This window comes from Ruminiclostridium papyrosolvens DSM 2782, assembly GCF_029318685.1.
Lineage (GTDB): Bacteria > Bacillota > Clostridia > Acetivibrionales > DSM-1351 > Ruminiclostridium > Ruminiclostridium papyrosolvens.
In genome coordinates, this window is the sequence record NZ_CP119677.1 from 3,596,457 (window position 1) to 3,620,092 (window position 23,636).

At 34.3% G+C, this 23,636-nt stretch carries 21 protein-coding genes; 6 read left to right on the plus strand and 15 right to left on the minus strand.

Translation table 11 applies throughout. The features are described 5' to 3' along the window. Positions 1–32 precede the first annotated feature (32 nt). Positions 33–4,319 carry an S-layer homology domain-containing protein gene (locus P0092_RS16065; protein ID WP_004616457.1) on the minus strand — a complete coding sequence of 1,429 codons (4,287 nt, stop codon included), beginning with the start codon at positions 4,317–4,319 and terminating at the stop codon, positions 33–35. Positions 4,320–4,884: 565 nt separating this feature from the next. Between P0092_RS16065 and P0092_RS16070 the strand changes: the two genes are divergently transcribed. Both P0092_RS16070 and prfH read left to right on the plus strand, forming a co-directional pair. Next, positions 4,885–5,985 carry an RNA ligase RtcB family protein gene (locus tag P0092_RS16070; RefSeq protein ID WP_004616454.1) on the plus strand — a complete coding sequence of 367 codons (1,101 nt, stop codon included), beginning with the start codon at positions 4,885–4,887 and terminating at the stop codon, positions 5,983–5,985. 8 nt (positions 5,986–5,993) lie between these two features. Further along, positions 5,994–6,611, plus strand: a complete 618-nt coding sequence (gene prfH / locus P0092_RS16075) for a peptide chain release factor H (protein WP_004616453.1) — start codon at positions 5,994–5,996, stop codon at positions 6,609–6,611. A 93-nt stretch (positions 6,612–6,704) separates the two neighbouring features. Here prfH and P0092_RS16080 read toward each other — a convergent pair whose 3' ends face one another. The 5 genes from P0092_RS16080 to P0092_RS16100 form a co-directional block, all read right to left on the minus strand. Further along, positions 6,705–7,358 (minus strand): class I SAM-dependent methyltransferase, encoded by a 654-nt coding sequence (locus P0092_RS16080; RefSeq protein ID WP_004616451.1) that lies wholly within the window; start codon positions 7,356–7,358, stop codon positions 6,705–6,707. Positions 7,359–7,363: 5 nt separating this feature from the next. Beyond that, complete coding sequence (locus tag P0092_RS16085) at positions 7,364–7,771, minus strand: hypothetical protein (protein ID WP_004616449.1); 408 nt, start codon at positions 7,769–7,771, stop codon at positions 7,364–7,366. Between the two features lie 244 nt (positions 7,772–8,015). Then, positions 8,016–10,637, minus strand: a complete 2,622-nt coding sequence (locus tag P0092_RS16090; protein WP_004616447.1) for a VPS10 domain-containing protein — start codon at positions 10,635–10,637, stop codon at positions 8,016–8,018. 881 nt (positions 10,638–11,518) lie between these two features. Further along, a complete protein-coding gene (locus P0092_RS16095) occupies positions 11,519–11,710 on the minus strand; it encodes a helix-turn-helix transcriptional regulator (RefSeq protein WP_004616443.1) in 192 nt (63 codons plus the stop codon). A gap of 3 nt (positions 11,711–11,713) precedes the next feature. After that, positions 11,714–12,073 (minus strand): hypothetical protein, encoded by a 360-nt coding sequence (locus P0092_RS16100; protein WP_004616440.1) that lies wholly within the window; start codon positions 12,071–12,073, stop codon positions 11,714–11,716. A gap of 402 nt (positions 12,074–12,475) precedes the next feature. Here P0092_RS16100 and P0092_RS16105 point away from each other — a divergent pair, with 402 nt between their 5' ends. After that, on the plus strand, positions 12,476–12,772 hold the full coding sequence (locus P0092_RS16105) for a hypothetical protein (RefSeq protein ID WP_004616439.1): 297 nt from the start codon (positions 12,476–12,478) through the stop codon (positions 12,770–12,772). 87 nt (positions 12,773–12,859) lie between these two features. On the opposite strand, the gene P0092_RS16110 is transcribed toward P0092_RS16105, so the two are convergent. After that, entirely contained in the window at positions 12,860–13,333 is a 474-nt protein-coding gene (locus P0092_RS16110) for a GNAT family N-acetyltransferase (protein ID WP_004616437.1), read from the minus strand. 153 nt (positions 13,334–13,486) lie between these two features. Here P0092_RS16110 and P0092_RS16115 point away from each other — a divergent pair, with 153 nt between their 5' ends. Further along, complete coding sequence (locus P0092_RS16115; RefSeq protein WP_004616435.1) at positions 13,487–13,903, plus strand: hypothetical protein; 417 nt, start codon at positions 13,487–13,489, stop codon at positions 13,901–13,903. Between the two features lie 318 nt (positions 13,904–14,221). On the opposite strand, the gene P0092_RS22080 is transcribed toward P0092_RS16115, so the two are convergent. The 3 genes from P0092_RS22080 to istA all read right to left on the minus strand — a co-directional run bounded on the left by P0092_RS22080 (position 14,222) and on the right by istA (position 16,820). Further along, a complete protein-coding gene (locus P0092_RS22080) occupies positions 14,222–14,461 on the minus strand; it encodes a hypothetical protein (RefSeq protein ID WP_338054725.1) in 240 nt (79 codons plus the stop codon). 119 nt (positions 14,462–14,580) lie between these two features. Continuing rightward, entirely contained in the window at positions 14,581–15,339 is a 759-nt protein-coding gene (istB, locus tag P0092_RS16125; protein WP_004616432.1) for an IS21-like element helper ATPase IstB, read from the minus strand. Then, positions 15,339–16,820 carry an IS21 family transposase gene (istA, locus tag P0092_RS16130; RefSeq protein WP_004616428.1) on the minus strand — a complete coding sequence of 494 codons (1,482 nt, stop codon included), beginning with the start codon at positions 16,818–16,820 and terminating at the stop codon, positions 15,339–15,341. The genes istB and istA overlap by 1 nt, the downstream gene beginning before the upstream one ends. A gap of 279 nt (positions 16,821–17,099) precedes the next feature. Here istA and P0092_RS16135 point away from each other — a divergent pair, with 279 nt between their 5' ends. Together P0092_RS16135 and tnpA are read left to right on the plus strand one after the other, a co-directional pair. Continuing rightward, the gene (locus P0092_RS16135; protein ID WP_276186971.1) at positions 17,100–17,306 is read left to right on the plus strand and encodes an SPASM domain-containing protein; all 207 of its coding nucleotides are present in this window, start codon (positions 17,100–17,102) and stop codon (positions 17,304–17,306) included. A 425-nt stretch (positions 17,307–17,731) separates the two neighbouring features. Beyond that, positions 17,732–18,202, plus strand: a complete 471-nt coding sequence (gene tnpA, locus P0092_RS16140) for an IS200/IS605 family transposase (RefSeq protein WP_004616426.1) — start codon at positions 17,732–17,734, stop codon at positions 18,200–18,202. A gap of 180 nt (positions 18,203–18,382) precedes the next feature. On the opposite strand, the gene P0092_RS16145 is transcribed toward tnpA, so the two are convergent. From P0092_RS16145 to P0092_RS16165, 5 genes are all read right to left on the minus strand, one after another. Then, entirely contained in the window at positions 18,383–20,131 is a 1,749-nt protein-coding gene (locus P0092_RS16145; protein WP_004616425.1) for a hypothetical protein, read from the minus strand. 192 nt (positions 20,132–20,323) lie between these two features. Then, complete coding sequence (locus P0092_RS16150) at positions 20,324–21,205, minus strand: hypothetical protein (protein ID WP_004616424.1); 882 nt, start codon at positions 21,203–21,205, stop codon at positions 20,324–20,326. A 143-nt stretch (positions 21,206–21,348) separates the two neighbouring features. Further along, on the minus strand, positions 21,349–21,666 hold the full coding sequence (locus tag P0092_RS16155) for a hypothetical protein (RefSeq protein ID WP_004616423.1): 318 nt from the start codon (positions 21,664–21,666) through the stop codon (positions 21,349–21,351). Between the two features lie 64 nt (positions 21,667–21,730). Beyond that, the gene (locus P0092_RS16160) at positions 21,731–22,894 is read right to left on the minus strand and encodes a hypothetical protein (RefSeq protein ID WP_004616422.1); all 1,164 of its coding nucleotides are present in this window, start codon (positions 22,892–22,894) and stop codon (positions 21,731–21,733) included. Positions 22,895–22,917: 23 nt separating this feature from the next. Beyond that, positions 22,918–23,625: a tyrosine-type recombinase/integrase gene (locus tag P0092_RS16165; RefSeq protein WP_004616421.1), complete on the minus strand. Its 708-nt coding sequence runs from the start codon at positions 23,623–23,625 to the stop codon at positions 22,918–22,920. Between the last annotated feature and the right edge of the window lie 11 nt (positions 23,626–23,636).

Genomic DNA, 23,636 nt, shown 5'->3' on the forward strand with positions numbered 1-23,636 from the left:
GCTCCCTGCGGTTTTCATATTTATTCTTGGTTCTACTCAACTAAACTACTCTTATGTTCTTCATTAATGGCAGAAAATTTGAAGGTTTTACTGTCGTTTTCCAAGTCCTCTTTTGAAATAATGGCATCTGTAAAGAAAAATCTCCATTTCCAAATTTCAGGGTCATAGTAGTTAATTACACCATGCATCAGTGTTGGTACATAGCTGCTGTTCCCGTTAATTGTTATCTGACTTGTTGGAGGAGTATATATTTCAGAACTAATTTTAAAAGTAACTATATCAGCTAAATCCTTAAATTTTGTAAACCAGCCATATGGATTGCACTCCACATTTTCAGCATTTGGTATATTAATAACTGCACCGGCTGTCGCTGTTACCTTTCCGATATTAAGATATTTCGCTAATAAATCACTGTCATTATTCTGGTAAAAATCCAACGTTCCGCTGCTTCCCAGCTCAACGTCACCGATTGATACCTTTCTATTATTTTGTGAACTCACAGTAATAGCAACAGTATAAGTACCTGTGCCGCTGATATTTCCAACCTTTGTCACACCCTCGCTGCCTTTTATACTCAATTTAACTCCATCAGCTAAGGTAATGTTTCCTACTTTACCACCCATTATATCTATTGCATTAGAACCTTTCAAAGCATTCTTTACAATAATATCACCAATTGTGCATTCACCGATAACGGTAAGTTTTGCGGTATCAGAATCTAGATAAACGGGAATACCACTTTCGGCAAAATGACCCACCAAATCAGTTCCAATGGTTACGTCTCCAATTACTTTAATAGATTCTATGGCTCCATTATCTTTGAATTTGAACATTAATGAATCTGTGTAATCAACCTTTTCATTATTGATTAAACCATCCTTAAAAGTCAATAAACTGTTTATTCTGCCTGCAACCCCTCTGGCTACCTTGTAGTAGGTTTCATCTATCATAACACGGTCAGTATCTGCTGAGGTTACTTTACAATATTTATCTGTTTGGGCAAAATCTGTTGGCATTTCGTCTTGTGAGTATTTTTCCCAACTGCTGTCTTCAAAGGTAACACTTGAGTCAGCAGGAGTAATCTCCATTTCTGCTGTATATCCTTTTTCAGGTTCTGTAACAAATTCACTATAAAAAATGATTTTTGATACAGAGTAACTTAAATCTTGAATTTTATTACCTTGTAATTTATAATAACTACCGTCTAACAGGTATTTAGCAATATACTCGTCGGAATTGTTTACGATTGTCAAATTCTTTGAAAAATTAATCGAAGACTCAGAAGCATCTCCGCTAACTTTATCTTTTACGCTTGCCCATCCCAAATCAGCCACTATTTTATTAATTCCGGTTGGTGAAGTAAAGTTAGCATCTCCTGTAATTGCATTATAGTCCGCATCAGTTAAATTTATTTTTACATATCCAGGAACATTGCCGTACAATAATTCATAAGTTCCGGGTTCATCTGGTTTTCCAGCCTTCGTGTAACTTGATAATTGATGTTTTTCAGAGCCTATCATAACACTTATTTTAGTTGTATCAATAGTCAAGTCACTCGCCGATGCACCATTAGAGCCGGAGAATGAAAATTGTATATTCTTAACAGCTGAATCCTTGTTAAAGTTAGATACATAACCCACCTGCATACTCAACTTTATAGAAGCAACTACCGCATCGGTGTATGCACTGAAATCGGAATTCTGATACTGCGTATTACTGTCTGTTACAATAGCCTTGACTCGTGCAACATAGGAGTTTCCGGCAACAATACCATTATCAGTTGTTATTATCCCTGAAAGTTTGTCCTTCGGAACTGTTAACGTAAGTAGTGTCTCTACAGGAGTTTCCGGCGCTGAGTATGCAGCAATCTCTAAGGAATATTCTTTTATGTTGCTGTCTTCCGCCATATCAGCCGCAGTAATAGTATAAGTAAGTCCGCCTGAAGTATTTGGGGATAGTGTTACATTTGGAGTACCCAACTTTTCTAAAACAAAATTTGAATAAGGATTTATGTCTGTAATGGTGAGGATATTAGAAGAATTACCTGATGCATCTTCCATTACTATATATGCTGTGTATTTTTGATTGGGTGTCAAGTCTGTCAAATTAATCACATAAAACTCAGGATTTCCTGAAGCTGTCCCTGTTGTATTTGAAGCTTTAATCGCCGCTGTGTCAGGAGCACTTGTACTTGCATCTTTTACTAAATAATAGTATTTAACGGTTCCTTTCTCTTGTGTAACTTTATATTTCAATGTAGCTGTTGTGCCAGTCTCTGTACCCAGATTTTCAACTGTTCCGTCAGAAAGTACAGGCGGTGTCATGTCTTTACAATAAGGATTTATGTCTGTAATGGTGAGGATATCAGAGGTATTACCTGAAGCATCTTCAATTACTATATATGCTGTGTATTTTTGATTGGGTGTCAAGTCTGACAAATTAATAACATAAAACACAAGATTTCCTGAAGCTGTCCCTTTTGTATTTGAAGCTTTAATCGTCGCTATGTCAGGAGCACTTGCACTTGCATCTTTTACTAAATAATAGTATTTAACGGTTCCTTTCTCTTGTGTAACTTTATATTTCAATGTAGCTGTTGTGCCAGTCTCTGTACCCAGATTTTCAACTGTTCCGTCAGAAAGTACAGGCGGTGTCATGTCTGCTTTATTAACGGTTACGATAGTCGTAGCTTTTATAGAAGCATCTTCAGCTGATACAGCTGAAATTATAGTTGTACCTTCTGCCAATGGAGTTACTATACCGTTATTAACGGTTGCAACGGTTTTATTGCTGGATGACCAGATTATATTTTTGTTTGTTGCATTTGAAGGACTAATTGTTGCTGTTATTGTTCCCGTTGCTTCACCTGCTTTCAAGGTCATTGACTCAGGTGAAACACTAATAGAACTAACCTTTACTGTTGTTGGAGTACCACCGCCGTTATTTCCTTGATTAGGCGTTGTTGTACCACTTGTTGTTCCACTTCCTGTATTATTATTTACAACTGAAGTTCCACCTGTGACAGGCACTCCTCCAGCGGTTGCTCCTGTTACACCTGCTGACGCTGTTATATGCGTGTTGGGTGTTGTAACACTGGAATTATTTGCACCTGCCTTGAGAAGAACTTGCTCTACAGTTCCTTCACCGCTGACAGTAGTTTCTGCCTCTGAAAAGATTGTATTGACAACAGCACCCTTTTCAGCTTTTATTGAAGTATTTTCTGCTGAATTAATTACAGAAACTGATTTTATTTTTGATTGCTTATCTACCAAAAGGGTAGCGTTGGCACTTGCAACCTTTGTGTCTGAAATATTTGCTGCAATGGCTTTAACAACTACATTTGGAATTCCTATCTCCAAGGTTCCAACGGAACCTGTAACTATAATTTCTTCACCTTTCGCAATTTCAATTTCTTTTACAGTGTTGCCCTCTGAAATTGCTATTCTCAGTTTATCATTAACTTTTTCAATTTTGATATTTGAGATATTTGAAGTACCGGTAATATGTATGGAATTTTCACCACCACCCCTAACTACAGTTTTACCCTTAACGGTTACACTGTCAAGAGTGACATCTCCTTCACCTACACCTTCTGCAATAATCAGATTCTCTGTTATATTAGCTCCCTTTAGTTTTACATCAGGTACCTTTATAACTACCGTTCCGGCTACATTGTCGTTATAAGTACCTGCTTTTGTATAATAGCCTTTTACAATATTATTTAAGATTGCTACAATTTCTGCTCTTGTAATATTTGTTTTTGGATTAAACTTGCCCTTATTTCCATTTACATAACCCTTGGCTTCCATCCCAAATACAGAAGTTTTAGCCCAAGATGATACTTCTTTTTTATCAGCAAATTGAGTATTGGAAGTAGTTCCTTCATTTACTGCAAATGCTTTTGCCATCATTACTACTGCTTCTTCTCTTGTTATCTTATCTGTTGGACGAAGGAGTGATGCTCCATCACCATTAATAATTCCTGCAGCATTTACCTTTAGAACTGCATTGGTATAGAACTTCCCTGCTTCTAAATCTGAAAAAGTATTCTTTGAAGCAGATTTGTAGTCCATAATGTTATCGAGAATACATGCCATTTCCCCTCTGGTTATTGAATCATTGGGTCTGAAAAGTCCGTCATGTCCCTTAATAACACCCTGTTCTGACCATTTGTAGATAGCATCTGATGCCCAGTGGCCATTTAGGTCTTTAAATGTTTGCGGAGCTGTTTCCATCGTTTTATCTGATGCTGCAAATGATGTTACAAATGAACTCATCAGCATGGCTACAGCAACAATGGCAGAAAGTGCTTTCTTCATAGTACTTCCTCCTTATTAAATTTGATTATAAGTATATGGAAAATTATTAAGTACTTTTAATTTTGTCATTCGATATAATAAAAGTCAACCAAAATATGACATTATTATTAAAAATATTGTATGTTTTTATATATTTTGCATTTTGAAGGTATTCAATATTAAGTGATATCCATTTCAATTTAGTTACAATTATTGACAAAGAGGTTTGTCCTAGATTAATATGTTAATAAAGCTATATTTATAAAATCAGGTTAAAGGAGTGTTGAAAATGACAGTAAAAACTAATAATGAGGTACTTTATATATAACTCAATATAGGACCCAAAAGCAAATTTGCAGCAATCATTTGCTTTTTATTTCAGTATGCTTTTGTGGTTGAATTTATAGTGCATTTTACATGCACTTTGTAGCCGTCACCTGATTAGTAAATAATATGCTTTACAAGTTACACGATGGGTATCGTGTTTTTTTATTGCAAAAATAACCGTGGTTACATTAAATCACGGTATTTTTATGTCCTTTTAGAGATTAAACAATATTGAATGTAAGGAGTTACAAAAATATATATGAATAATGTCACAATAATTTCATCTGAAAAGAATTGGTTAGAACACTGTGCTGTGAGTCAACTTAACGGCATAGCCTCCCTTCCGGGAGTAGTGAATGCGGTAGGACTGCCTGATTTGCATCCCGGCAAAACCCCGGTAGGTGCTGCTATAATTACTGAGGGAATTATATACCCTCATCTGGTAGGCAATGATATCGGCTGTGGAATGGCCTTGTTTATGACTGAACTTGATAAAAGAAAGTTAAAAACGGAACGGCTGGTAAAAAAAGCCGAGAGTTTCGAAAGCCTAAAGGAAATACGGTTGCCGAGCGAGTTTGAGGATGTAAGTAAATCTCCTTTGGGCACAAGTCTGGGAACAATCGGGGGTGGAAATCATTTTGCCGAACTTCAGGAGGTTGAAACTATATTCAACCAAGAAGTCTTTGGACAACTGGGATACGATAAAGCCAAGATTATGTTATTGGTTCACAGCGGCTCAAGAGGCTACGGTCAAGCCATTCTGGAAGATAGTCTCTTAGTGTATCAGTCTCAGGATGGACTTTCTGTTACTTCACAGGGAGCAAAAGAGTATATGAAAAAGCACAACGATGCAATTCATTGGGCAGCAATCAATAGAGACTTAATTGCATATCGGTTTCTTAAGCTTCTTGGTATTAGTACTCAGACAATAAAGTTATCTGACACCTGTCATAATGGTATCTGCATAAAGGAATATGACAAAACCCCACGGTATATTCACAGAAAAGGTGCTTCTGCCTGTGATACGGGTGCTGTTGTAATACCGGGTTCAAGAGGTTCACTAACCTATCTGGTTATGCCCACAAGCAATACCGATATTTCAGGGTATTCCCTGTCACACGGTGCAGGCCGGAAATGGGAACGAAGTGTGTGCAGAGCTAAGCTGGAAAACAAATACACAAAAGAAACTATAAAATACACTAAATATAAAGGAAAAGTCATTTGTAATAACAGCAACCTTCTTTTTGAGGAAGCTCCTGAAGCGTATAAGAATATTGATACTGTGATTGAAAGCCTTCTGGAATTCCGATTAATAGAAGTAATTGCAACGTTTAAACCCATTCTGACATATAAAGCATAGGAGGAATTATGTGGATACAAATAAGTTCAGGGAAAGGCCCTGTCGAATGTGAACTTGCAGTAAGCCTTTTCTTAAAAGCGTTTGAAAATGAATGTAATAAGAATCAGATAAAAATCAACATTATTGATGCAGTGCCAGGTGAGATATCCGGCAACTATAAATCCGTACTCCTTTCCCTTGATTGCTCTGAGCATCAGGTTATTGATAATATCAAAAGCGGTACGGTTTTATGGATTTGCAAAAGTCCATACCGTCCCAATCATAAAAGAAAGAACTGGTTTATTAATGTTGACGTATTCCAGATACCCGATAAACTATCTTTTTGTGAAAAGGATGTACGTTTTGAATCAATGAGAAGCTCAGGTCCCGGAGGTCAAAATGTAAACAAGGTTGAAACTGCCGTAAGGGCAATTCATCTTCCTACAGGCCTGACAGCAACTGCAAGGGAGGAAAGATCCCAGTATATGAATAAAAAACTTGCACTTTGCAGACTGTCAAACCTTATTCGAGAAATGAATGATTCAAAATTCTCTGTCCAGAAAAGAAACCTGTGGGAACAGCATAATGCTTTGGAAAGAGGCAATCCAATACGGATTTATAAAGGAAAGGAATTCAAAATAAAGTAAGTTAATATTATTGCTTAAATAAAAGATGTGTACCAATTTTGATAATTACGTCAAAATCCGGTACACTTCTTTATTGTAAACAGACTACTTCAATTAAAACGAAGTGAAATTCATTACATCCATTCGTTCAAGCATATCTATAGTGATATTTCCTTTTTGTATGTAATAAAGAGTATGACATTTTTCCCAATGAACACCCTTTACTTTACATGATCCAACATAATCAAATCCATATTCCGTTATCTCAGCTTTAATCTTAGAAATAGAATATTTTACCTTATTATCATCTTTATCTCTCCAATTCCCCTGATGAAAAGGAAGAACAGATAAACATCCACCCTTTTTTAACACGCGATGGGCTTCGTCTAACAGCATTTTCTTTTTTGAAAAACTAGCGTGTAAAGTATCATATAACAGCACCATATCTATGGAATTATCCTCAAACCTGTTTAAATCACTTACCTCTTCACCAATTATCTTTATATTGGTAATTCCTCGTTTCTCAATTTTATCTTCAACTTCTTTAATACAAATTCCGTAACCATCAATTCCATAAATCATGCCTTTTGGATATGCGTATGCTGCTGCAAAAAGATACTGTCCAAAGCCAAAACCAAAATCTAATATCTTCGGGGTGTAATTCCCATTTAATGGCATAGACTTCATTAATTCAATGCCTTCTGTTTTTTCCCACACAGCGATGTCTTCATATAAATATTCGTTTGAATTCTTATAATTATTTACCATATTTATTATGACTCCTTTTCCTCAACTGCAATATATACATCCATATATGAAATCCCGTCTATGGCATATTCTTTTTCAAAACACGAAATAAACTTCTTATCCTCCTTATGATTTATACCATTTACATGCATATGTGTCATCAACACCTTATACGCATTGGGAATTAAACGAAATGGTGCTATCATTGGATTTTTTATTGTGATAACGATATATTTTTGTTTTTCTTGGTACACAATATCCATTGCATTATCAGTTTTTGTTATATTATCCGGCAATACCAATGCTGCAACGTAACCATGCATATTAAACACATTTATCTGCTCTTGTGACAAAACCGGAAAATCCCAGCCAATAATCTGTGTCATCTTGTTTCTCATTTTCCTTAAAAATTGAATATTATGTCCAAAGCTCATAATTTTTCTCCTTTATAATAGTTAAAACAAGCTTACACCAAGAATAACACATATTCCACCAATCTTATGTTTCTTTATAAAGAATTACATGCAACTTTAAGTTGCGCAAATTCAAAATTTGTTTACCTCATTACACTTTACCATAATTAAAGCAGGCAAGGTGTCATCTATTGATATCCTTGCCTGCTTTTACTTTATAACTTCACTAACTGTTGACTCTTAACTAAAAACTAAATTGAACTTATTAAAAATGCGTGATTATTCCCAATATAAAGCTTTTTAATTTTGCCAAGTCAATTGAATTTATCGAGCCATCACCATTAACATCAGCGGCAATCTTTTGTTTATCGGTAAGTGTCGTTGGATTAAGAATATACTTCTTTAATGCTGCAAAATCGATAGCATCAACCTGACCATCCTCATTAATGTCTCCGATAATAGTAGTCGGTGTATCTGAGTTAGGCTCACCATATACGATACCTCTTCCATTTGTTGCAACAAATACACGGCCATAAACTCTTAAATCCCCTGTAATTGAGTAGTTTATCGAGCCATACTGATGCTGGTCGTCATTTACTCTAACCCAGCTTTTTGCCATATCATCGGAACGATAAACTGCATACAAACCGTCTTTTTCACCGCACATATAGATTGCAAGATAATCTTCACCGGCTTTGGCTTTACCGAAGCCAACTACATCCGCTCTGGTAACGCCATTAACTTCATTAATAGTGTTACCTCCGTCAGTTGTGTAGGAAAGACCTGTGGTTGAACCGGGAATCCAAACATGCCCTTCTTTACCAGGAACTGCTTTGATTTTGGAAGTAGCAGCCTCAAGATCTGTTTTTACGGCTGTGAAGGTTTGACCTCCATCGTTACTTGAATAGAAAGTACTGTTTGCATATGCATAGAATACTTTAGGGTTAACTCTGTCCGAGCAAACATTTGCACCTGCTGGAAGTGTACTGACTGCTTTCCAGCCGCCATTTTCAAAACATACAACGCCCTGACTTGTGCCTGTTGACCATACAAATGTTGAACCGTCAGCAGAAACTGCAACAGTACCACCCTGTACAATGTCATCTTCAGTTTTTGCCGGGAAGGTATAACTTATATTTGGCTGAACTTCAGCCCATGTAGCGCCTCCATCTTTAGAAATGGCAACACTTTTTTTAATCATCTCATACTGTTCTTTATCTGCATTACCTACTCTTACTATGGTTTCCGGATTGAGTTCTGCATAATCCAGACCTGTAGTGCTGGTAAATCTAGGAGATAGCATCATCATGTCCGGACCTGTTTTTAAGTCTTTATGTACGAATCCACAGATATCTCCAACTCCGCTTATCAGTTCTACACCGTTAACCGGAGGACATATCAGACTTAAAACAGCAGTTTCTTCAACTCCCGTTCCCATAACCTCGATATTTACTAATTTACCGCTATCCCAATCTGTCAGATTTTTTGAGCCGTAAATAGTAGCACCTGTACCATACATCATTTCGTCGGAATCAAAAGGATTGATTGCAAGAGCACTCATCATCCAGCCAAGCTTTGGTGCAGGATAATTCATTATTTCGTCGCCTTTTACCAAACCACCGCTTGCTGCGTTTATCTTATTTCCAAAAGTAAGCCATGGTGCTTTTGAAATATCCATTGTATATTTGAGGTTTCTTGACGGATATGACTCACCGTGTTCCCAAATAGCATCCCAAGTTTCACCTGCATCTCTTGAACGGAAAATAAAGTTATCAGGCCACCATGATTGAAGTGAAGATATTATAAGGGTATCCTGATTTTGTGCATCAACACTTAAACCTGAGAATCCGTAGTAGTTTTCATATTTGGGTGAACCATCCCAGTTTTTACCTGAAGGAGGTGTGATATCTTTCCAAACACCTGTATTTGTATCATATTTATAAATTGCACCGTCGTCACACTGATAAGGACCGCCCCTATCACAATATGTAACAAATAAAATTCCTTTGTTGTTTACAACGGCATGTTGAGGAATACCGATTTTCAAGGCTTTACTGTTATGCTGAGTAAAAGTACTTTCTGTCGGCTGACCTTCAACCGGGCTCCATGTTTCTCCTGCATCATGGCTGACATACAATGGATTCTTTTTATCAGCAACACCTACATAAATGTCCTTAGTCGGTGTACCTTTAGTACCCTTGTATGAATCAAAAGTTACAAAACATAATCCCAGATTATCCGATGAATATTCAAATTTGGGATCTTCAACATAGTTTCCTACATTTGTGAAGCTGCTGACCTTTGCCCATGTTTTACCATAGTCCGTACTTTTCCAAAGACCTTTACCGCTTCTTGCTGCAAAATATAATATGTTATTGCTGTTTGGATCAATCATCAAACGTTCGCCAACTGAACGCCCCGGCATGTTTCCTCCGAATTTGAAAGGCAGCTCAGTTCTTTCCCACGTTTTACCGTAGTCTTCAGAACGAAGAATATATCCGTTCATTGGTGTCCAGCTGTTTGTATATGTACCTGCTGCTATATAAACTCTATTTGTATCAACCGGGTCGGTAGCTATACTTTCACACCCTAAAAGGTTCCATTCATCCGGCGATACCCAGTCGGTAATAGGCTCCCATTCTAATGTCTGCTTGTTTCTTATGTATGCTCCGCCCATATCGGTACGGGCATAAACAAGGCCTTTCTCAGTTGGGTTATAAACTATTCCGCAAACATATCCTCCCCCTCCGCCAATTTTAACGTTATCCCAATTATACGGAGCACTTACGGCACCATTTGCAGATACAGGTGGTACAAATAGAGAAGTACACGTAAAAGCAATAAGTAAACATAAAATCATTATTTTTTTAATATTTCTAATCTTCATAATATTTACCTCCTAAATTTTTTATTTTTTTGATTCATAAAACTAATAAATACAAAAAAAGTCAGCTCTCCCCCTTTCTTTTGAATGAAATGTATTTAGCTACCTGTGTTTTGTTTTATGTAAATATATACTAATATGTAATGTTTATTATATTTAATAAATATTTACATCAAAAGACTGTATCAAACCATGCGAACTCCATAATATAACAGTTAATTCCATATATAGTGTTGAGAACAATGATATTTGCAATAATTTAAATAAGGATAGCAGGTTGTGAGTAATGAATGAAAACTATAGGAAGGCAAGGTTTATGAAATGTTACACATTCTTGCAGGTATTGAAAAATGCCTTAATTGGTCTGATTCTTGTTATGAAAGTAGAATATTTCTACATTAGATGTTGTACTTTTTAATAGGTAAAAAGCCAAAACCTGTAAGTGATAAGGTTTTCACCTTTTGTTATATTATGATGCCCAATATAATAATTTTCAAGGTTCGATTGTACAAACTCAGATAGCCGGTACTTCCTGTATTTGTATTCTATCACCTCCACATAAAAGAAACTCTCCTCTAATTTCTTTAAAAAAAGATTTTTTATAGTCCAAGCTTTTTTAGCCACTGTCTACCGCCATGCGAATAGAACTCTCATCTGACATACATCTGCCTTATAACACTTTTATTACTATAAATATACAATATAGATGTTAAATTTACAATATTAATAATTATAGGTAAATATTCATAGTATACTATGAATATTTACCTATTTTATTAGTCTGGTTATATAAGTTCTAAAGTATTCGAAAAGCGGCAGACATGTATGACAATATGCGTTCAAATTCCTAATTAAATCACTTTCATATTGGTAAAGCCAGGAAGTTACTCTAAAACAAATAATTCTTCTATGGTCGTATCCAATAATCTAGCCATTTTCATAGCTAACTCCAGTGTTGGATTATATTTGTTGTTTTCTATTGCTATTATTGTTTGCCTTGAGACATTTAATGAGACAGCCATATCCTCTTGACGTAAACCTTTGGCTTTTCTTAATTGTTTAATATTATTTTTCATTTTTTATACTCCTGAATAGACTATCAAAGCACCAATCGAAATAATAATCGCCGCCACAATTACCCCTACTACGGTAATTTTTAAAATTGGAGTAGTGTCTTTATATTCATCATCACCTTTTACAGCTCTTTTTTGCAACACAAGTTGCGATAAAATCAGTACAAAACTGGTAGATACTAATAAAAAGCCGGGTACTAAATTGAGAGATACGTGTTGTGTATATACTTTGAAAGATTCGAACAAAGACCATATTACTAAAACTAATAAAACATAAATCAAAGCATTTCTTTGTGCCTTAAGGGCAATATCCTTCTCCATTTCGTCCATTTTACGAAAGCCTAATTTTGAAAAAAACATTTTCATGATATACCTCCAATGTAAATAAGTCTTTACATATATCATATATATAAAAATCCAAAATGTCAAGAACATTTTACATTTGTTGGTTATAAAAATCCTTTAGCAGTGAGTCTGCATTGACTGTACTATAAGTAAATATGTTATAAACTTGTTGCAAAAATCTCCCATAATAGATATAATCTTTTTAGGGAAAATTAAATAGTTGCCATGATTTCTAAGTGCGCCAACACTCAGAAACTCATGCAGGTGATGTTACCACCCACACGTATGGACTTTCGTCCACCACAGCAACCAGTTTTTATTATACTTGCTTTTGCTTTTTTTTGCAATAAAACAAGTGCGTGTAGGGTCACACCTATCCGCACTTTTTAATTTTCCCTCCATTTTTTCTTTGGAGGGGAATATATGATTTTTAACAATGACGATGATTTTATGGGCAGGGAAACTTTCATTCAATCTTGTATGGACAGAAGAATTGATAATTTGGGCGACGATTTCACCAGTTCTGCTGCCTATATGGAATTCTCCGATAAGTATCAGGACATCTTGAAGAAACTGGCGAATTTATTGCCTTCTGAGACTTTTGAACTGGTTTTGCAGCTTGACTGCTTAAACGGAAAACTATCCGTTGATAATCAGGTTTTCTTTTACAAGCAAGGTTTCTTCGACTGTCGAAGGCTTTTTAATTTCTTGAGGCGATGAAACAGCTTTTAGCAATAAATCCTTTTGGCTATGACCCCCACAGGCTATATAGCTTGTGGGGAGTTGTACATTTTTTTGAATATTATGTCAAAGTAAATACATTTTCATTTCTGTAAAATGAGAATGCTCCAATTCTTTAAAACCTAACTTCTTATATAATGGTTTCCCTAATTCTGACGCCGATAACTCAATATAAGATAAATCTTGATTTTTTGCCTCTTGAATCAGTAAATTCATTACCTTTGTAGCATATCCCATTTTACGGTATTTAGCATAAGTGTGAACATTGAGAATCATTCCTGTTTTGCCCGTTGGCCAGGATAAATTTGCGGGCTTTTCAAAAATTACTAAGAATGCTGTCGATACAATATTTCCACTATCATCCTCAACGAAAGCAGCAAAAAAATCAAGATTTAAGTGCTTTGAGTAATACTCTTTTAAATGAGAATTAATCAAATCTCTCTTATCATCAGCTATTTCCAATTTTTCAACAGCAAAATAGTCAAACCTAACCTTTATAAGCGTATCAGCATCATTATGGTTTGCCATTCTTACATTCATAGCTACGTCCTCCTGCTTTTATTTATAAATACTACAGTCTATGTTGAAAGCGTGAATTAAATCAACTATACTTAATTTGTAAAATTATTACTTTATTTTTAATTATATAACATTTAAGGCAACATAAAAATTAATTTCTTGGGAGGCTGTAAAATGTATCAGGTAATACCAAAAGATGATTCATATAAAGACTTGTTATCATCAGTAGTTTCAATATATAAAATAATTCACCATAAAGGTTTTTTGCACAGCTATTTTTCCGAAGAAAACTTTAAAACAAAGTTTTACAGCACCAAAAGAATTTTGCAAGCAGCAGTTAATCTTTACTGTGAAGGTTATGTTGATTCTATCTTTTATTTTATTATTGAGCTAGAATTCAACAAAGCTGTTAATCACAATCCCCCTATCTCTGAGGAAGAACTATGCGAACTAACATTAGCAAAAGTATTGGTAAAATACATAAGGGAAAAAAACTCTGATGCCATATATGATTTGATTGGCTATACCTGTACTGGTTCTACAAGATTTGAACTTGTACTAAACACAGATTGGGCTGATAAGCTAATATAAGAATTTATAGATAAATAGGTAAATTCTACGAATAAAACGTTATGTTATTTGCTAAATTTGATAAACCATACCTGTTAAAAATTAATTCCTGGGGGTAAATCCTTTACAAGATTGTAGATTTTCAATATCGTTTAAACACTTTTGAATATCTTTTACCACCAGCGATTGCATACTTTCTTTGTATCTTGCAGGATTAGCACGATATAGTGCGTTCAAAATATCCTGCTTCAAATCCGGCTTGTATTTTGCTACAATAGGCAATACCTTAATGCATTTCCGTGCAGTAATCGGCTTATCGTCTGTAATATGCAGAAGGTATTAGTCAATAATTTCATCTATTTTATAGTCATTATCCCACTGTGCATTTGCAGCAATCAAAACAATGCCTCTTGTCCTTATATAAGAATTCACATTTTCAAGCATATCTGCAAACACATCAAAGTACGGGTATACGACATTGGATTGGCAACTTTCATTTTCCAATTGCTTTAAACATTGATAAGCCTTTTTGTCATCACTATTCATTAAACCGTCAATCAATTTCTGAATATTCTCCACAATATCACTCCGTAACTAATATAAATTTTACCCATTGGGTGTTTTTTGACTTCTTGTTAATGTCAATCGAAATTTAGGCCACTTGCTGGTCAAATTTTAGGCCACCTATACATAAAAATTTAAACATTCTCAGTCTGTTTGGCAAGGGCCTGTTTAAACCGATAACTGTCACCATTAATATTTAATATATGGGCATTATGGGTTATCCGATCCAATAAAGCCGCAGTCATTTGTTCATCTCCCAACACCTCCGTCCATTTTGGAAATTCCAAATTTGTAGTTATGATTAGACTACCTCTTTCATATCGGGAAGAACAAAACTGAAACAGCAATTCCGCACCTACCTTACTGAATGGTACATATCCCAATTCATCCAGAATAACTAAATGTGGCCCCAACCACTGTTTTTCAAGCTTGTTTAAACGATATTCCTGTTGTGCTGCAAGTAATTCGTTTATCAATCCTGCTGCCGTATAGAATTTTACTCTCATACCCTGACGGCAGGCTTCATAACCTAGAGCCGTTGCAATATGTGTTTTACCTACACCAGAGCTACCTACAAGTATTATGTTTTCCCTGTTCCCAATATACTCCCCCTGCATTAACTTCAATATTTTGGGCTTGCGTAGGGACGGGATTACTTTAAAATCAAAACTTTCAAGTGTTTTAATTACTGGAAAGCATGCCTGACGTATGCCTCTTTGAATACGGTTGTTTTCTCTCTGGTGAACTTCCTGTTCCAATACTCCTAACAAGTAACCCTCATAATCAAGATTGTTATCTGCGGCTTCTCTCGCTAAAGACTCGTAGATCTTGGCAGCCTGAGGCATTTTTAGTTTTTTAAAATATGCTTCTAGAAGCATTTTGTTAACGGCCATTAATGATCACCCCCTGTCATCAGTATGCTATATTTATCAAGATTAGGAGGTGTTACAATAACTTCCGGAATGCTCTGAAGCTTGTCCTTGTTAATGGGATCTGCTTTATGGCTTAAAACCAATGTCTGCCCCAGTATGTTAAGTACCCCGTCATATCCGTAAACATTGTATTCCATTGCTATTTCAATAGCTTCAGTTACCTGTGAAGGATGGTAATCTCTATGGAGCATAAGTATTTTTACAAATTCCCGGTTACCTCTGGGATTCCTTGCTAACAGGCAGCGGCGATATTGTTCATAGATAGGGGGAAGTGTCTGAGGGTTGTATACTTTTGTATTTCCTAATGCTCGAGATTTGAAAAGCAAAAGTTCCAGATAGTGATCCAGTATGATACTATCCTTATTGCGGCCATGTATTCTGAAATGTTCTGCGATTGTAGAGCCTTTTGAGATAATTTTAATCTCTTCAGCAGTTGCCCTAACTGTCACCTTTTCTCCAACATATGAAGTAGGGACGGAGTAGCGGTTGGTTTCAAATTGTATCATTGAATATCGGTTAACTTTAGCCTCTTTATACCTTGCTCCATCAAACCTTACTGTGGGCAATGGCCTTAATGCGGATTTTTCAGCTTCCCATTTTGAGTTTTTCTCTAATAGCTTAATACATTCATTATGTAAGTAATGATTTAATTCCTCAAAGGAATTTACATCCGGATAAGGTACAAAGAATCTTCTGACTACTTCTTTACCTGCATTTTCTACTCCGCCTTTTTCATTACCCCTAGCAGGTCTGCAGAATGTAGATTCATAAAGGTAATGAGTGCGAAGAGATATGAATTGCTCCTGTTCTTCCCGATTACTGCCCTGAAGTACCTTCTTAACTGCTGTTTTTAAATTGTCATAGGCTATCTTGTAGGGTACACCCTTCATAAACTCAAAACATTTAATATGTCCGTCAAAGAATGCCTCCTGCTTCTCAAAGGGATATGCCCTTACATAGAAGCCTCCAGAGCCTCTCAATTTCATAACAAAAATATGAGCCTTTGTTTCCTTACCGTTCAGATAGAAATATGCCTCTGTCCAATCTACTTCCGCATAAGTTCCGAGCTCAAATTCCAACGGAAGAAATGCTTCTTTTTGTTTTCTGTATTCCTGCCTGAGAAAGTCAGAAACAGTGTTGTAACCACCGCTAAAGCCTTCTTGCCTTAAAATTCCAAATATTTTTGTTCCGGTATGCCGTTGTTTACGATGCCTTTGCTTATCATCTTCGATAATTTGCCGAATCATTGGTATATATGGTCCTAAAACAGGATGGTTGCGTTCTTTGGTTAGCTTATATTTAGGAGGTTTTGTCTCCTCCAGAGATAAATACTTTGAAATTGTATCCCTGTGAATTCCGGTTCTGCGGCTTATTTCTCTGATACTTAGGTCTTCCATAAAGTACATTTTTCTGATATCTTCTAATTGTGCCATCTTAATCATACCTTTCCTCCTGTACGATAGTGTCTGGATAACAAAATCATACAGGAAAATTTGATTAAGGTGGCCTATTTTTTTACCGGTAAGTGGTACAATTTTAGAATAGCATTAACAACTTCTACCGTTTCGTAAAAGTTTTCTTCGGTAGCTATATAGAACAAATTTACCATATCAAAGTGAGAGCTTCAACTATCAAATTATGAACAATGGAAAATGGCAACGCTATAAACCAGTGCTACAATACTTCTAAAAAAAATCATTAGCACTGCTCCATTGAATTTCATGGAATTACGTTCACCCTGTGGTGGTTCAATAGGGCAATTATCATGTAATTATGATGGTCTTATATATTCTTGTGACGAAGGAAGGATGCTTGCAGAATTAGTAGATGCCGGCTTTAAACTTGGTAATGTTTTTGAAAACGGGTATAAGGATTTGATCAGTAGCCCAGTTACAAGGGCTATAATGTTTGGAAACTATCCACCTTGAATTATTATTTATTTGCTTAAATAAAAGATGTGTACCAATTTGATAATCACGTCAAAATCCGGTACACATCTTTATTATTCAGTACATTACTTTATTATCTAGTATACGACTTTATTAAACTCCAACAATCACTGTGGGTTCTCATAAAGTTTGAGAATGAAATGTCCTGAAAAGTTCATTTTACATTCTTAATCTCATTAAGTTTGAGACTCGTATATCTTGATTTTCGAAAATAAGATGCTTACAATTTAGGCTACTAACGTTGTTTACATGTAAACAACGTTAGTGTTTTTGTGTAACGAATACCACACGTTCTACGTGTGGTTCCGGAAAGCTTATAGCTTTGAGTGGAAAATAAAAAGCCTCCTTGTTAAAATAGTTGCAGGTTTGCCAACCGCAATTACAGTAATAAGGAGGTTATCCAAATGGATAGTGAAAGTTTAGCACACAGTAAATATAATTGCAAATATCATATAGTGTTTGCACCAAAGTATCGCAGACAAGTAATATACGGAAAAATAAAAGCAGATATAGGTCAAATATTGAGAAAGTTATGCGACCAAAAAGGAGTAGAAATAATAGAAGCAAATGCTTGTCCGGACCATATACATATGTTGGTGAGTATTCCACCTAAGATAAGTGTATCAAGTTTTATGGGATATTTAAAAGGGAAGAGTTCGTTAATGATATTTGACCGACATGCCAACTTAAAGTATAAATATGGGAATAGACATTTATGGTGCAAGGGATTTTATGTGGATACAGTAGGCAAAAATAAGAATGCAATTGCAAAGTATATACAAAACCAATTACAGAATGACATAGCAAGTGACCAAATGAGTCTGATAGAGCATATTGACCCGTTTACGGGCGAGCCAGTAAAGAAAGGCAAATAATAACAGCCCCTTAAGGGGCTGCCTGTGAAATAAACGCGGTTGGCGGACAATTCAATATGTCTTTAGACATAGCTAGTAAAATGCCCTTATAGGGCTAGAGCATGCCACACGTTCTACGTGTGGTCATGACTATGAGATGCCTTATATAGGGTAAATATTCACAGTCTCTAAAATTCCAATTTACTGATTAGATTTTATTACGGTCAAAATCCCCTCATTTGAACCATCTGTATTGTTAGATAAAATTTTGTATTTTATTTCTAGGTTGCTTTTTAATGAATGAAGTATAACAATCTTATTGAGAAATTTAAGTTCTTTGGGGCGTAAGCCTTTTTCTAGTTTAAGTTCAACAATATAAAAATCTTTGTCATCATAGGTGTTTTGTGCAACGTATTTGTCTAGTTCAGCATAAAAATCCTCAGATGTATATTCGTGAGTAGCATTTTGGTTTATAGTTACATACCTATTTTGATTTTCTGGTTCTACACCTATATTACTATCCGCTTTAAATCCAAATATACTGCTAATAATTCCGTTATCTTTGCAGAAAGGCTCTGCTATGTACTGACTATAATCATCATTAGGATACTGTTCTCCTTGAAATAGCCTTACAGAAGACTTGTCTATAAATAATTTTACAGTAATGTTTTCATCGGTGTTTTCACTTATGTTATGTATAGCTATAGGAAGAACGCAGTACATACTAATATTATTTATAAAATTTACGAATATTTTGTATACAGCAATTTTATACTGTAAATCAATTATCATATTATGTTTTTGTTCTTCAATATCACTACCGCTGTATTTATATGATGTGTTTCTATAACTACCATAGTTCATTTCTTTTTTAAAATTACCAACAAAGAAAAATTCTTTTTCTATATCAATATCAAACAATTCTTTAATTTCTCTAATAGATTCTTCTTTCTTTGTATCAGAAATTTCAGCATAGTTACTAAGAAATTCAAGCATATTTGGTATAAAACTTGAACTATCAATGGGAACCAAATTCTTAAGAATATCTGAACCGATAAGACTTTGAGGTTTAGGATTTATTTCATCTATAATTGTTGTTATATTATTTTCTTTCTCCTTTGGTTTCACAATATCGTGAGTCGGTAATTTAATGCTATCTATAGCCATAATTAATTTAATACAACTATTTGTATAATCCTGTAGGTATTTTCTATAACTGTAGTACTCCGTAATATAGCACTCAGACATAGTAGGTGAGTATTTATTTGTTTCTTGATTATAAAACACTAACTCATGTTTAGCATGTTGAAAAACACTTTTTAACATGCCCACACTTGTAAGGTCTATCCAATCAAAAATTATTTTATCAAAGTCTACCTTTGATATGCTATCTCCTTCTATTCCTAGTAACATTTGCTCAAAAGTTAAGGCTTTTGATATTAATTCTAACCTTTTGAATTCTAATTTAAATTCTTTAAAGGATATATATCTGTGTAGTGCATCTCTTGTTATGCTTTGTAAAATTGATTCATTAAAAGGTAGCACAGTAATTGTGATATTATGGGTATCAAAAATAGTTGTATTGAAGCCTTTTAAGGATTTTTTGGATTTTTTAGGAATCGTTCCTGTTTTATAGTATGATATAGCATTTATGAATGTAGTTGCATCCTCATCACATGAACCAATAAGAAAAATTGAGTATTCCTTGGATTTAGCTTCAGTAGTAAGCTCGTTAATCCATTCCGCTATGCTACTCTTACTAAATAAATTTATGGATGACTTTACTTGTATTGATTTTATCAAACAGCCATTTAGCTCCAATGCTATATCTATTTTATTTCCAACTGGGTATTCAACGTAAATCCTATCCCAATAATCCTGTGTTAACGCCTCTAATACAGATGCAAATCCTTGATAAATAAAACCGCGAATAGACTCTTTACCACCCATATAATCACCTTCACTTTCTTATAAAAAATTATATATCGTGCTTTTTACTTGTCCCAACATCAACGTATCATTAAGTTTTTTCCATATATGCATTATAATATTTAAAGTGGACTGCCATTAAAATCATATGAATTGACATAATAAATATAAAATTTGATTACTGATTCTTTGGAATCCATAGCATTTCCATACTTAAGTATTTTCTGATACCTTACTATTAATTTCTTTTAGCTTTTGTTTCAATAAAAGATCTAAACTATCCCGTTCTGATAACTCATTTTTAATTGTCTTATCAAAGGCTGAATCATCTTTATATAAAATTTTTTCTTTATAACCATTACTCCACCACATTGTCATTAGGTCATCTAAGGCTCTTGTTAGTTTCTCCTCAGTTAAGAATATATTAAAAACTTCTTTTTGGGTATCGTTTGCATTTTTTATCATTATCTCTTTTAGCTGTTTCCGTGAATGTATCCTCATAACCAAATGAGCAGGATAAAATCCAAATTCTCCATACTCGGGAAATTTATCAACAAGGTATTTTACTTTTAGTGTATTATAGCCTATCTTACTTGTAATAATTTCTTCAATTCTCCCTAAAGATCCGTCATTAGTATAAACATAGTCGTTAATTTCATATACGTTTTTAAACAAGGGAGCTATCCAAATATTACTCTTATCAAAACTTGCAACCAATTCAGGTATTTCCTTGTTTGCATCATGAGGGTAAAGATCCAATAGTATTTGACATTTATTTATTATCAAGGTTATTATCAACATTTCAATCTTTACAGCATTTTCAATCCAATCTTTATCAACCTCATTTAAATTTACTCCATTATGAATTGAATTACTAGCTTGAGAATACTTCTGGTAGGATAACCCCAACATAATTTTTTCATAGATATTTGCTTTTGGAATAGCTTTTAGAAGCATACCCCTTAGGCTATTTTCATTTGTTTTAATTAATAACCCATTAATATCATACGGCTTTATTTTTTGATTAATAAACCAACAATTATTCTCTTGTATCGTTATAAAACACTTTTTCAACTCTTCAGTAATTTCACTCAAATAAAAGAGCTCACTGTTAGGTGCTTCACTATAAAAGTCTTTATAGTCTTTTATAACTCGTTTTTGCCTATTGTAATCATAAAGAAGAACAAAATATTTATAATACTCTTCCTGATTTGTTTCCTGAAATAGAATAAGTTTTGTTAATATTTCAATGTTTTTCTTCTATACATCTGTATTTCATTATTAACAGCCTGAAGGATTGACGTTTCTACTTTTATTTCTACCTCATCAGTAATTTTGTTTTCTTGAATATCTTCAGATAGGAACTCACTCCACTTAAGAATAGAACTTTCCACATTTAATACTTCATCTAGAACTGAACCCATATAGAAATGTTTAAAAACCTGTTGTCTAAAGCTTACTACATATTCTTGAACAGTTAAAGCTTGTCTAAGCTCAACCGTCGCTTTCATAAGAGTTCCTAGCATTCTTTTATTATCCTGTGTAAATATAATCATTCAAATACCCCTTCAAACCTTACCATATTTTGTGCTGATTTTTATGTGTAATGGATTAAAGTATTTAATCCGCTATACACATTTTACAAGGTCTTAAGCCATTTAATATTGGAGTATCTTCATTCTCGTAAAAAATCATATTTTTTGTAAAATATCTCTTCTTTTTACTCGTACTGATAACAAAATACTCGCTTATATTACTTGGTTCAGTTTTTGCCTCGTCTCTACTAATAGGATGTACCATATTACATCCTGCTAAATGATATACATTACTTGAATTACATGAGAAGTATTGAAATTTTGATTGAATATAATCCAAAAATAAGATTAACTTTAACGAGTTTTCTTCTGTACCGTAATTTGTATCAGCTCCATGCAATATAGCATGCCTGCTTGTTTTAGATCCAACAGGTTCTCCATATGTAAAGTCTACCATCATTGAATTTACAAAAAAATCTGAAATGAGTATATTATAACCATTATGTGGGTTAAACGATAAAATTTCATTAATATATGCCTTATAACATGGCTCATGCATTTGTCCTTTGTGGCAAAAGCCTTTTGCAATTACCCCTTCTATCTGAGCTAATAATACTGGTACAGCTAAACTGTATTTACCGGAGATATGTGCATCGATAATATTCTTTAGAATATCCAATCTGTCTTGGAGTATTTTCCTCTTTGACCATTCATTAAGAACATCCTCAAGTAGTTCCTTTCTGTAAAAAGTTATTATTTTTTTATTAATCAATGCCTGTTTTCGATCTATATCTGAGTCATATAATTCAATTATTTTGTTGATTTCTGGTAGAGTTATATGCTTAGCCGGGGTCCACCCATATTTTAATAGTATTGCTGTGTATTTAATATATTTCTTCTCGATATCATTTACGATTTCTATAGAATCAAGAAAAGATTTAGTAAAATCATTTATTGATAAGGATAAATAAGCATATGATATTAAGTTTGATAAATAGTTAAGTTTAGTCGTATCCTTGATTTTATTACATGTGTTGCTGATTTCTTTTTTAGGATTAGTTTGTAGTATAGATATGCTGTCTATGATTTTTGAGAATTCTTCTATTTGCTTAGTATCAATTTTCAACTTTTGATTTGATAAACGAGTATTTAATTTAGAAATCGCTTCTTCTATAGATAGTCTATCAACCATTAGTGTATCTTTTAATAATGCTGATATTGATAAATTAACGTTATCGTTTCCACCCACATTTATCACCTTCAATTAAGTTATTATATTGGGAATTTTGCTATTACTTCATTATATTTCTCCTGGGCATCTGCCAAAGACAACTTTGAATAAACCTCTAGCGTCTGCCGACTCTCATGTCCTGAATATGGCTGAATCAATGAGTCATCAATACCCTGCTTTTTAAGCCATGTAAACAGAAAGTGCCTTAGTTTATGTGGCGATAATGATTTCTGTAAATTAGCCTTTTCTGAATATTTCGCCATTATTTTCCTAATTCCTCTGTCGGTATACTTTTTTTTCCATGAAGATTCAAATAAATATGATGCATTATTTTTTTTCATATTATTATGATGCATGGCCAGCAGCTCTTTGAATGAGTGAGGAAATGGAACTATCCTATCCTTGTTACCCTTGCCATTATTTATCCTGATTTGGCAGTCTTGAAAATCAACATTATCAAGTTTAATATTAATCAACTCACTTACTCTGACACCAGTATATAGTAAGGTTTTGATTATAAGCATGTCTTGAAAATTACTTGAGTTCCATACTTCATTATAGTATCGTTTTAACTCATCTTCTGTAGGAACATAAGGTAATTTTTTCGAATCCGCTTGTATCTCAACCTCAAGTTCTTTCCGCAATTCACGAAATACATTTTTTAAATAATAGTAATCTGGCCTTTCTTCTCTTAGGAACTTGGCAAGTTCCTTGGCCTTCTTCTTTACCGGCGTACGTTTACTCTCCATTTCATTGCTCC